This is a genomic window from Syntrophorhabdales bacterium (assembly GCA_035541455.1).
Lineage (GTDB): Bacteria > Desulfobacterota > Syntrophorhabdia > Syntrophorhabdales > WCHB1-27 > JADGQN01.
Window position 1 is genome coordinate 1 of sequence record DATKNH010000069.1, and the last position, 12,352, is coordinate 12,352.

At 54.0% G+C, this 12,352-nt stretch carries 9 protein-coding genes; 5 read left to right on the forward strand and 4 right to left on the reverse strand.

What is annotated here, in order from left to right; all coding sequences use genetic code 11:
- Positions 1–343 precede the first annotated feature (343 nt).
- The 5 genes from VMT71_06920 to VMT71_06940 all read left to right on the forward strand — a co-directional run bounded on the left by VMT71_06920 (position 344) and on the right by VMT71_06940 (position 6,957).
- Positions 344–1,132 (forward strand): IclR family transcriptional regulator, encoded by a 789-nt coding sequence (locus VMT71_06920; protein ID HVN23685.1) that lies wholly within the window; start codon positions 344–346, stop codon positions 1,130–1,132.
- 389 nt (positions 1,133–1,521) lie between these two features.
- Positions 1,522–3,186, forward strand: a complete 1,665-nt coding sequence (locus VMT71_06925) for an AMP-binding protein (protein HVN23686.1) — start codon at positions 1,522–1,524, stop codon at positions 3,184–3,186.
- A 90-nt stretch (positions 3,187–3,276) separates the two neighbouring features.
- The gene (locus VMT71_06930; protein HVN23687.1) at positions 3,277–5,580 is read left to right on the forward strand and encodes a xanthine dehydrogenase family protein molybdopterin-binding subunit; all 2,304 of its coding nucleotides are present in this window, start codon (positions 3,277–3,279) and stop codon (positions 5,578–5,580) included.
- Entirely contained in the window at positions 5,580–6,476 is an 897-nt protein-coding gene (locus VMT71_06935; protein ID HVN23688.1) for a xanthine dehydrogenase family protein subunit M, read from the forward strand. The genes VMT71_06930 and VMT71_06935 overlap by 1 nt, the downstream gene beginning before the upstream one ends.
- 4 nt (positions 6,477–6,480) lie before the next feature.
- Positions 6,481–6,957 (forward strand): (2Fe-2S)-binding protein, encoded by a 477-nt coding sequence (locus tag VMT71_06940; GenBank protein HVN23689.1) that lies wholly within the window; start codon positions 6,481–6,483, stop codon positions 6,955–6,957.
- Between the two features lie 219 nt (positions 6,958–7,176).
- Here VMT71_06940 and VMT71_06945 read toward each other — a convergent pair whose 3' ends face one another.
- The 4 genes from VMT71_06945 to VMT71_06960 form a co-directional block, all read right to left on the reverse strand.
- The gene (locus VMT71_06945; GenBank protein ID HVN23690.1) at positions 7,177–7,860 is read right to left on the reverse strand and encodes a molecular chaperone TorD family protein; all 684 of its coding nucleotides are present in this window, start codon (positions 7,858–7,860) and stop codon (positions 7,177–7,179) included.
- 212 nt (positions 7,861–8,072) lie between these two features.
- On the reverse strand, positions 8,073–8,954 hold the full coding sequence (gene nrfD, locus VMT71_06950; GenBank protein ID HVN23691.1) for an NrfD/PsrC family molybdoenzyme membrane anchor subunit: 882 nt from the start codon (positions 8,952–8,954) through the stop codon (positions 8,073–8,075).
- Between the two features lie 19 nt (positions 8,955–8,973).
- Positions 8,974–9,579, reverse strand: a complete 606-nt coding sequence (locus tag VMT71_06955; protein ID HVN23692.1) for a 4Fe-4S dicluster domain-containing protein — start codon at positions 9,577–9,579, stop codon at positions 8,974–8,976.
- A complete protein-coding gene (locus tag VMT71_06960; protein ID HVN23693.1) occupies positions 9,576–12,260 on the reverse strand; it encodes a molybdopterin-dependent oxidoreductase in 2,685 nt (894 codons plus the stop codon). Before VMT71_06960 ends, VMT71_06955 begins: the two co-directional genes overlap by 4 nt.
- Between the last annotated feature and the right edge of the window lie 92 nt (positions 12,261–12,352).

Sequence of the window (12,352 nt, forward strand, 5' to 3'; positions counted from 1 at the left end):
AGGTAGGTGACGACCGCTGCCGCAAGCGCAATCAAAACCCAGACCAGGGACTTCGTCTCCTGACCGGCGCCTGCCCGGGCCTTATTTTCAACAGCACTGCTCATATGCCCTCCTCTTTTCCTTAATATGCCATTTCATGAAATTATTGTGCGCTCTCGCAGAGAAAATACCCCTAATGTTATAGGTCGCGGAAAATGGATGTCAAGAAAAAGTGTGATCCTGTCTTCCAAGTCCTTCCTGTTCTGGATTCATGCTCCATATTTTTCTTGACACTGCCATTTGCTGGTGCCATACTCCTTTCAGTATACTGAAACTTAGTTTATATATGTGAACTTGTTTTGCTATGGCAACCGTCAAATCCGCTGACAGGGTAACCCAGATACTCGAGGCTGTCGGGTCCAGAGATCAAGGTCTGACCCACAGTCAACTTTCCATGAACCTCAAAATCCCGAAGGGCAGCCTCTCTCTGCTTCTGTCCAACCTTGTTCAGCGTGATTACCTCGCGTTCGACGGCTCGAGCAAGACCTATAGCTTCGGGCCGAAACTTCTTGTTCTTGCGGGGCGCTATCTTTCCCATCTCGATATTGTACATGCCGGCAGACCAATCCTGCGCGAGCTCGTGCAACAGATCAACGAAGATGCCGAACTCGCCATTATGAAGGGGCTTGAAATCCTCTTTGTTTGTAAAGAAGAGTGCTCGCATCCCCTGAAGTTCTCGGTTGAGATCGGTGACCGCGCACCCATGTACGCCACTGGTGCGGGGAAAGCCATTCTGGCGCATCTTTCGGAGGATGATCTCTCCCGGTATGTATCGGCGGTAAAGCTGTCCTCGACGACAAGGAACACTATAACCGATCGTGCGCTCCTGATGCGCGAGCTTCGGAACGTACGGACAAGAGGGTTTGCGTACAGTCGTGAGGAATATCAGCAGGGTGTCAGCGCAATCGCCGCGCCTGTTTTCAATTTCTATGGGGATGTAGCAGGTTCCGTCACGGTTACCATGCCGAGCATCAGGTTTAATGCCGGACAGAAGCGTTTTATCGAACCGCACTTGCGCAATGCCGCGGCCCATATTTCGCGGCAGCTCGGATTTGAACCGTGCGCCGACAAATCCAACCGTAAGGAAAGATGAGCCAATTTTACATATTACACAAATATGGAGTTCATAAGCAGTTTGGTAGAACCGGCATCACAAGGAAAGAAATAACGTCTAGCCTTTGCGCTCGCGGCGCAAGCTTCGCTCGGAACTGGCAGGACGGGTTTGATGTATATCGAGGCGCAAGGAATCGGACGAACCAACTGCTTTCGCCGGGCACCCGCGGTCACCAGAACCTGCATTCGCGGGTGGCAAACACCGAGGAGTCACGATGACGCAGCGTGCGACCCGCGAAGAAAATTGGCGGCTTTCTATTTTTGAAGGTGGTCGCGAGTGCCCCGCTAAGTCAGAGAGTTGCGTGTTAGAATGGCCGCAAACTCTAGTCCTGGCAGCTCCGACGAACCGTTATTAACAAAGGAAGGGGGATGATGAATATGCCCATTGAAGGGTGCACACCTTATGCGAAGGAAGATATCGAAAAGTACGCAAGGATGCGCTGGTGGCTGGGAGAGACCTGGGGGGATCTCTTTAATAAGCACACGGATGTCTTTCCGGATAAGATCGGGCTCGTCGATCAGACAGGCCGCTGGACTAACAGGGAGATTCGCACGGCTGTTGACAAACTCGCAATCGGCCTGATGAATATCGGAATCAAGCAGCGTGATCGTGTCTTTCTTCAACTCCCGAATTGGCACGAGTTCGTCTTTTCTTTTCTCGCCCTCCAGAAAATAGGGGCAATTATCGTCATCTTGATCCCGCGCCACAACCAGAGTGAAATCAATCACCTGAGTAAGCTCACCGAGCCAACGGCATGGATTCTGCCCTCGCAGTACGGCAAGATCGACTATCAACCGGTCATCGATGATGTGCTCAGGGAAAATGCTGGAATCAAGAATGTCATCCAGGTGAGAACAGGCGGCGCCACGAAGTATTATGCGTTAGAGAAACTGATGGAGCAGGCTGAGTTGACTCCATCTGCGCTGAAGGCTCTTGAGGAACGGCGGCCTGATCCTGACGAAGTCGCACAGATACTGCCCACGGGTGGCACTACAGGGCTCCCTAAGGTAAGCCCCCGGACTCATAACTGTTACATGAATAACGTGGAATACCATGGCTACCGGTGGGAGATAAGTAACCAGGATACAATCATGGTCATAACGCCTCTGGGCCACAACTTGAGCGTCCATTGGGGGATGGCGGCAGCGCTCTTCTTCCACGCGAAGCTGGTACTCCTCGATTCGGTTAAGCCCGAAGATATCTGCGAATGGGTGCAACGGGAGAAGGTAACCGCGATCCCCACAGTACCCGCCCTGGTTGCCAGAGTGGTCCAAATGCCCGATCTCGCCAAATACAATCTAAGCTCTCTCAAGAAGATATCGGTGGGTGGCGCGCCCAGCACGCCTGAGCTGGTTAAGAGCGTCCACGATAAAATCGGTGCGCAGTTTGTCAACGGCTTCGGTTCTGTGGAAGGCACCTGCGCCAGTACAAAACTGGGCGACAGCATCGATCTTATCTGCGGGAGCGTAGGCAAGGCTATCTGTCCGTATGATGAGCTGAAGATCGTAGACGCAGATGGGGGCGAACTTCCCATCGGTGTGGACGGCGAACTCGTCTCCAAGGGACCCGGCATCTTCACCGGCTACTTCAAATCCACAGCCGACAGGGCTCAGATGTTTACCGCAGATGGTTTTTTCAGAACAGGTGATCAGGCAAAAAAAGATGCCGAGGGCAACATCTGGATCACAGGCCGTATCAAGGACATTATCATCCGGGGAGGAGAGAACATCAGCGCAGTCGAGATCGAAAGCCTGATGAGCGGTTTTCCGGGCCTTGTTGATTCTGCGGTGGTCGGAATGCCTGACAAGATACTGGGTGAAAGGACCTGCGCGTACGTCACGGTCAAGCCCGGGGCAAAAGTGGCGCTGGACGAGGTGGTTTCCTATCTGAAAGCCAAGGGCGCATCAGTCCTGCAACTGCCGGAGCGGATCGAGATAATCGATGAAATACCCATGACCAAGGTAGGCAAAGTGGATAAGAAACTGCTCCGTGAAATCATAAAGAAGAAAATGGAGCAGGAAGGCAAGGCATAAGCGCAAGCTGTAGCGAACGTTACAATCTTGCGGTCAGGCGAATAAACCAGTCGTGTTTCATTGCGAGCGAAGCATTAAGAGGAGGAAAAGATGCACAATGAAGAGTATGAAGTCGTAGGCAAACCCGTCGAGAGAACCGACGGCAGAGTAAAGGCAACCGGTAAGGCTAAATATGCGGGAGATTTGGTGGCGCCCGGCATGCTTTACGGTAAGCTGTTAAGGAGCCCTTTAGCCCACGCGGAAATTCTGAATATCGACACACGTAAGGCGAGCAGGCTTCCCGGCGTGAAAGCCATAATAACCGGAAAAGATTTTCCCGGCATTCCCTTTGGCACACGGGCCGACACAAGAGACCAGCTTCCCATGCCCGTCACCAAGGTGCATCACTTTGGCGAAGGTGTGGTTGCAGTGGCAGCAGTGGACGAGGATGCGGCTGAGGAAGCGCTCGATCTTATTAAGGTGGACTACGAGGAACTGCCCGTCGTTTTAACTGCGGAGGATGCTCTGGCGCCGGGCGCACCGCTGGTCAATGAATTCTGCAAGAGCAATATCGCCTACACCTCTGATTTTGTCTTCGGGGATCCGGAGGAGGGCTTCAGGCAATCGGATTATGTCAAAGAAGAAAAGTTCAGCTCACAACGGGTTGCTGTTGGCTTTATCGAACCGCACGCCTGCCTGGCAGAGGTAGATGCAACCGGCAGGGTGCTCCTGCAGGGATCGAAGCAGAGTCCCTATCCCACGTGGCGCCACATGTGCAGGGCATTGGATCTGCCCTTGTCTAAAATGCGCCTGGTGACACCCTTCGTGGGCGGCGCGTTCTCCGGCAAGCATGATCCCTTCGATGTGGATTTCGCAGCCGTGAAGCTGGCACAGATCACCAACAGACCGGTCAAGATCGTGCTCAATTACGATGAAGTGCTCGCCGGCTATCGCCAGCGCAATGCGATGAACGCAACGCTCAAGATGGGGCTCAAGAAAAGCGGAAAGATCATGGCGCTCAAAGCCGAGTGCGTGCTCGAAGGAGGCCCCATCGCAGGCATAGGACCGTTTAATATCTATTTCTTTGGTGCGTGGCTCAACCTTCCCTACAAGGTGCCTGCCATCGAATATCACGGCAAGCTGGTCTATTCCAACAGGGCGCCCTGCGGCACCGTGAGGGGACAGGAGATCGTGCTCGCCCAATACGCAGTCGACTCAATGATCGGCATCGTTGCCGAAGACCTCGGCATAGACCAGGTGGAGATCCGCGCCATCAATGCGATGACTGACAATTCTACAACCGCCAATGGCATCGTGGTCGACGTATCGGGACTTCCCGAATGCATAGACAAGGCTGCCGGGACGATCGGGTGGAAAGAGAGCAGAAAATCAAGGCCCAAGGGAAGAGGCATTGGTTTCAGCTGCGCGTCGCATCCTTCCGGTGTGCGCCTCGGCGGCCATTTCGGCTCTTCGGTCCTTCTCAAGCTGCAGGAGGACGGCAAGGTTATTCTTACGCACGGAGGCACCGAGATCGGTCAGGGCGCCAACACGGTATTCTGCCAAATGGCAGCCGAAGTCCTCGGCATTCCTTTCGAAGACGTGATTCAAGGACCAAGTGATTCTGACACAGCCATACTCGATTCGGGCATGTTCTCCGACCGGTGTACCTTCTGGGACGGGAATGCTACTATTGCGGCTGCCAATGACCTCAAGCGCCAGCTCGCCGAAATCGCGGCGAAAGAGTTAAACGTGAATCCCGAAGATCTGGAATTCAAGAAGGGCCGCATCCATGTAAAGAGTGATTCAGCCAAAGGGATGGATATGCTGAAGGCAGTAAGGATTGCCTATTACGATATCGGCGCGCCACTCTATGGCCGCGGTTACTGGGCTGCCACAGATATTGATCTCGTAGACTGGAAGACAGGCCGCGGCAACCTGGCGCATGGCATCGATTTTATAGCCACGGCAATAGAGATGGATGTGGACCGCGAGACAGGCCAGGTCAGGTTGATCAGAGCTGCTCACGGAGATGATGCCGGGCAGCCGATTCACCCGGTCATGCTCGAAGGTCAGGTAAACGGCGGGAGTGCCCACATGACAGGACACGCGCTTCTGGAAGACTCGCTCTACGATGAGAAGGGACGGATGCTCAACTTCACGTGGCGCGACTATAAACAGCCAACAGCCCTGGATGCGCCCGAATACATCGTGGAGCACGTACACACGCACGATCCTTACGGCCCCTTCGGTGCCAAGGGCGCGGGCGAAGCAAGCTCCTGTTCGAGCCTCGCGGCGATCGCCAATGGCGTCTACGATGCGGTCGGTGTACGCATCAGAGACCTGCCCATCACTCCTGAAAAGATTTTGGCAGCATTGAAAGAGAAAGATAAGAAGAATGAGAAGGGGGGAAAGTAATGTTTATCAGAAGACTACCCAAATTCGAATATCACACAGTGTCGTCGGTAGCGGAGGCACTTAAGCTCCTAAAAACCTATGGCACCAAAGCGAGAGTGCTCGCCGGCGGTACTGATCTGTTACTGGCCATGAAGAAGAGAGCGGTCACGCCTGAACATTTGATCAATATCAAGAATATAAAAGCCCTGAAAGGCATTTCGTACAACGAGAAGAAGGGGCTCAAGATAGGCGCACTCGTGACGTGCGCAGATCTCGAAGAATCTTCTCTCGTCCGCGAGAAAGCTCCTGCCCTCCGGGATGCGGCACTCGTCATGGCTTCTCCGCAAGTTAAGACATTGGCCACCATCGGGGGCAACATTTGCAGCGCCGTTCCATCCGCAGACACCGCACCGCCTTTGATTGTCATGGGCGCACAAGCCGTGCTTATCGGGCCCAAGGGCGAGCGCACGGTGCCCGTTGAAAAACTGTTCAAGGGTCCGGCGGAGACGAGGGTTGCAAGGAACGAGATCCTGGCGTACATCCAGATTCCCAAACAGCCTGTCAACAGTTGCGCTGCCTATCTCAAGCTGATGCGGCGGGCTGCCCTTGACCTTGCCCTGGTGGGCGCCGCAGCCTACATCTGCCTTGACAAGGACAACAAGACTTGCAAAGAGGTGAGGATCGCACTGGGAGCCGTGGCACCGACACCTATACGAGCGCCGATGGCCGAAGAACTACTCACCGGCAAGGAAATTACGGAAAGCGTGGTTGATGAGGCCGGCAAGGTAGCCGGCACCATCTGCAGTCCAATCAGTGATGTCCGGGCATCGCTCGGCTATCGGTGTGACATGGTCGAAGTCTTCACGAGGCGAGCGGTCATGGAAGCATTCAGACGCATCACAAATGGAACGAGGTAAAGCTATGAAAAACAGAGTCGAGATCACACTCAATGTTAATGGCGAAGAGTATCAGTTGGAGATTGAACCGCACCGGACCCTCGTTGAAGTTCTGCGCGAGACCCTTGGCTTCACAGGCACCAAGAAGTCGTGCAATGAAGGAGAATGCGGTGCGTGCACAGTCATCATGGATGGCAAACCGGTGGCATCCTGCCTGGTGCTTGCGCTCGATGCCCAGGGGAAAAAGATCCTGACCATCGAAGGACTTGCCAGGGGCGAGGAGCTTCATCCCCTTCAGGTAGCCTTCGTAAGAAAGGGAGGCATACAGTGCGGCTTCTGTACGCCCGGCATGATCATGTCGGCCAAAGCCCTTTTGGACAAGAACCCGAAGCCCACGACCACTGACGTGAGAAAAGCAATCTCGGGTAATCTCTGCCGGTGCACCGGGTATCAGCAGATTGTGGATGCGGTAATAAGCGCCGCTTATGAAATGCAGAAATGAAAAGGCAAAAAATTGAATTTTATCGCAGATGTGCTCAGATGAAGGCAGAAGAGATGTAAGCAGATGAGTATGTGTGTGACGCTTCGCGAGTGATTTACCCCACCGGGGGCGTTGAAGATTGGCCGGAGACGCCGCTTTATCACAGCTCCGGCCAAAGAAAAACCATCCACCTTATCGCAGTTCTTATCAGCTCTTATCTGTGGTAAGAAGCTCTGGTGTTCAAGCCCTGCGAACAACGCTCTCCAGCCATTTTTTTTCAGTACGTATGTAAGCATTGAGGATGAGTGCGAAGCCGCGAAAGAAATCTGTGGACGCATGTTTTTTCACTGCGCTGCAGAATTCCGAAATCCAGCTTCCCAGATGCACCCTGAGAAACTCCTCCTCCAGCGCAAGCACCGAGGCGATCGTTTCCCCGGCAGCGTTTTTCAAACGTAAGTTTTCTTCCCGAAGGCAGAGCTGTCTCATGAAGTCCAGTTCTACGCAAAGGTAGTCGACTGAATCCTTATTTGTTTCATCGGGCAGCAATGCTGCTTTGCGATAGAATCGCTTGACCCCCAGCACAGAGTGCTCGAAGGCCCTGCCCTTCTTGTACAGTCCCTCATAGGGAGGCTTCATGTCAGTGTGGCCTGTGCCTCTCATAATCCTGGTCCGATCAACGGCTAAGTCTGTGAGCACATCTTCATCCGCTCTATCCCGTATATGGAAGCGATACTGACTAATCAGCTCCAATCCCGCGCCAAAACCCTCCTCACCCAACCGCGAATAACTTTCGAGCATCCGCTGAAACTCACCATCTCTGATCTTTGCGAGAAGAAGCTGACCCGGTAGAAGCTCAAAAACAGCTACCAGGAGCTGGTAGAAGGCGGCCCTTCCTGACGCGATATCATATAAATTTGTCTTCACGTGTATATCTTTTGGGTGCCCGTCTAGTGCGCACCAGGGGTTAGTCTCTTACAGGCTGTGACTCAAATTCGAATATCTAAATCCTAAACAAGTTCCAATATCAAGTGCCCCAAACCTGGAAGTCCGAGATGCATTACGTTTTTAATTTTCATCATTCGATATTGTTTAGGATTTCGATATTGGGACTTGGAATTTGTCGTCCGGGCCGCCTCTTAACGTACCACAATCCGTACGCCCGACCTGATGACGCTCAATCTCAACAACAGTCCGCCACAAAGCAGCAACAGGCTGGCCAAGCCGTCCATCAGGCGGATGAAAGGCGCATCAGACATATAGGCGCTGCAGATGTACATGGCAAGAGGTAGCAGCAACCCGGATAGTATGACTCCGCATATAAAGAAAGGGCTTGCGAGCAGGCGAACCGAAGCGGCTGCAGTCGCTCCAGACTGGCGCACTATTTCCATATACGCTCCAAGCGCGACCAGCAGTAAGACTATGAGGCTCGCATCGATAATCCCGAGGAGGTGAAGACCGTCCGTTCCGACAGCCGAAGGAATGACAAGAGACATAAGGACGAGAGTTGCCAATCCCGTATCCATTCCCGACAGAAAGAAGAGGGGAGGAAGCGCAGACGTGTTCCACAACGGAATGCTCTTTATCACACCGAGCAGCAGGCCCGGGTAGACTGCAACTACCAAGGCAAGCAAGGCCGTCACGGTGCCCAGTGCCACTCCGAAACCCGATGTCTGCTCCCAGGGCAGCCAATCGAAAAGAGCAAAGCCGGGCAGCGCGTAAGCAAGACCGAGAATAATGAAAGCAGTAAGGATCCATGCGCCCCGTATCATCCACGAAGTGAGGAGCGTAGCCGGCGTGGTGAAAAGCCTGTAAGCCCGTGTCACCGAGCCCAAGTCAAAAAGAAGCAAGGCGCTGCCCACCGCAACCGATAACGGGCCTGCAAGCGCCCCAATTCGGGCCACGGCAGTATATTTGCCTATGAATATAAGGATAAAGCTGAAAACAAAAGCGCCGGCGCCCAACCCTGCAAGGAACACGTAGATGGCTATCAGCCAACCCCATTCCCTCTGGCCTTCCATCCGGTCCATCATTCCCTCGCTATCCGTTTATGTAATACACCGAAGGTTTCGTGCCCAGCTCTTCTCTCAGCACTTCACCCCGGAATACTGCTATCAATTCAGAGACCTCGCTTGCGGGATCGTCGAGGTCGCCAAAATGTCTCGCCTGAGCCGGGCACGTCTCCACGCACGCGGGCAGGCGCCCCTTTTCCAGTCTCTGGACGCAGAAATCGCATTTAACAGCGGTTCCCTTGTCGAAATCCTTTTGTTTCATCATCTCATACGGAGTCCTCGCGGCGAGTCCGTAATAGTTGTCGATACGCTTCAGATAGTAGCGCACCTCATACGGGCAGGCCAGAACGCAATACCGGCATCCCATGCATTTGGTGTGGTCGACGAGGACTATACCGTCATCCCGCTTATACGTCGCACCCGTGGGACAAACCTCGAGACACGCCGGTTGCTCGCAATGCATGCATGGCATCGGACGGAATTTCATGCGTGCAGCAGGGTATTTGCCCGCTTCATATTTTTCAACCCGGTGGTAGAGTATTCCGGAAGGAGTGCCCTTTTCGGCCCTGCACGCGACAGTACAGCTGTTGCAGCCCGCACACCGTTTCAGGTCTATCACCATCCCGTATCTCACCGGCGCCCCTCCTTCCTGTATACCTTCACCGCAGGCGCCGTGTCCTGGCCGGCACTCACCCCATCAAAGGTCCTGGGGTCGATAGAAAGGAGGGCGTTGAAATTGGGCCCCAGGCAGTTCAACGGGTTCGACTGACACGTGCCGAGACCATAACTGCCACCTATGCCGACAGTGTCAGGATGGAACAGTTCCGAAACTTTGAGCCGGCCTTCAATTCTGCCATACCTCGACTCCACCACCACGGTCTCTCCGTCCTTCAATTTCTTCCTCGATGCCGTCGCCGGATTGAGCAGGATCACCGACTCCCACGGATCCTTCGCGTAAACCTCAGCAAGCCAGGGGTTGCCCGTAAGGTTGCCGGCATCGTTGGCAATATAGGGAGTTTTCCAGTTAATGGCCCAAAGGTCATAACCTTCGGCCGGTGCCCGGAACTCTGAAGTTTCCACCCAGTGCGGAATCGGCTGGTAGAGGTCAAGGATGTAGTCCATGTCGTCGATCATGGGGAAGGAAATCTTGTGCTCGAGCAGATTCTTCTTCAGACGGTCTCCCACTTCTTTGAGGCCCATCAGATAAAAAGGGTGCCGAGTCTTGTTGTCCGGGAAATAGTAGTAGAGGTAAAACTCTTTTCTTTGTTTCCAGTATTCGATGTATCCTTTTTCTCGAAGTTCCTTAAGACCCTTGCCGCCGCCGTACGGCCAACCGCGTATCTGGCGATCGAAGATCTCCTCCAACGAATATCTCCGGTTGAGATCGAGCTTCCACTCGCCGTTCATGTTGAGCCCGTCTTCTTTATCCACCCAGTCCAACCCATTATTCAGACAGTCATAGAGCCCGCCTTCGCCATAGAGAATACCGAGGCGATCGGCCAACTCCATGAAGATGTCGTCTGCATTCTTTGTATTGAAAAGAGTCGGCACCGGTTCTCTCAACTGGACCATCTTCAACCCGTTCACTTCATCATCAATCGATTGATGCTGGAGATAAAAGGGCACTACTCGTAACCTTTCCAGGGCGCTGTGCTCGGGAAGAAGCACGTCAGAAAGAATTGCAGGCTCGTCCATGTGGAAGGCGACGCTTACCACAAAAGAGAGTTTCTTGAATCCCTCCACGTATTTTTCCGGCTGTGCGTTTTGCCGGATAGGGTTTCCACCCACCGACAGCCACGCATCCACCCTGTAGGGAAGATAGCATTCCTCGGGGTGGAGAATAGAATTGAGCACCAAGTGTGGTGCCGTGTGCTGATGGGGGTAGAACTCCTGCAGGGTCGCGTGCTCAGGAGGAAATGCGAAAGGCCTTGGTATCGCCTCGTACCGCGGTGCCGATGTGCCGTCTTCCGTCGGGCCCATAATGGGACCGCGTATACTGCAACTCAGACATCCTCCCGGCACTTCGATATTGCCCACTAGCAGGTTTATGATCTTTCCGACGAAGTCCGCATACGTTCCTCCACGCCGGTTTGTGACGTTGCGCTCCACGTTGAGTGAGACCGGCCGGAAGGGAAAGGTGAAGCCGTCGATCTCGATCGTGCTGCCGATGCGGGCGTGCTCCACGAATTCCCTGGCCAGCCGCCGCACGTTCGCAGCCGGGACCGTGGTGATCTCTTCGGCCCATTCAGGTGTATATTGCGCGTACGCTGCCTTTACCAGTGTGAAGCCGGTACTGCAGGCCGCACCGTTCACCGTGAAAGAGCCTTCGAGGGCGATCTCTTTGAATTCGGCATTGTAAGGCTTTGACCTGTTGTCAACCGGATCCCACATCATGGGCTTGCCAGTTTGCGGATTCCTGCAATACTCACCTTGCGCGTCGATCAGGTAGGGAGCGTTGGTGCGGTTCTTGAGAAACCAGACGTCGAAAACTTTGATCTCGTGCAACATGACATGCGCCATGGCCAGCAGAAATGCCAGGTCTGTTCCGGGCCTTATGGGAACCCATTCGCCCTTTGACGCCTCGTAAGAGCTTCTGGGATCAACCACAACGAGCTTCATTCCTCTCTCGATAGCCCTGGCGAAACGGCGCATGCCCGGCACAGCACCGAAATTCGGCCCCAGAGAGCGACCCATGGTTATATGGTACTGGCAATACTCCAGGTCAACAATAGCAACCGGATATCCGGAATGAACAAGACCTGACGGAAAATGGACCGTGCACAAGGCTCCGTGAGAACCTGTTTCATTCGGCGTTCCGAATGCTTTGCCAAACGGACCGCGCAGGATCGTGTCCCGCTGTCCCCAACCCTCACAGATCACCAATCCTCTCCGATCTTTCTCCCTCACCTTTTTCAAACCCTCGGCTGCATAGTCCAGGGCTTCATCCCACGAGACCTCTTTCCATTTCGGGTCGACATCGAGACCTTTTTCCGGGTTGGTCCTGATCATGGGAGCTTTAATGCGGTAGGGGTTGTAGAGTGCCATGATCTCGGCGTTCCCTTTGGGACAGAGCGTTCCCCAGTTGGGTGGCGCTCCTGTATTGCCTTCCACCTTAACCACCACACCGTCCTCCAGATGCACGAGCGTGGCGCAATCTCCCTGCATACACGCACGGCAGAGGCCGAAGAGCGTCTTCTTCTCTCCCTCGGAACCCGGCTCGACCTGCTTCCACTTGTAAGGAGAAAGCTCAGCCCAGCCTTCGGGCGGCTTCAACCCGCCCATGATCTCTTCGTATGAAGATCGCTTACTGCTCATACCTCACTCCCGCATGCTGCGAGCGTTCGTTTGTCCACCGTAACTACTGCACAGGGCCACAGCCGTGTCACATATAGTTTACATTATATCGT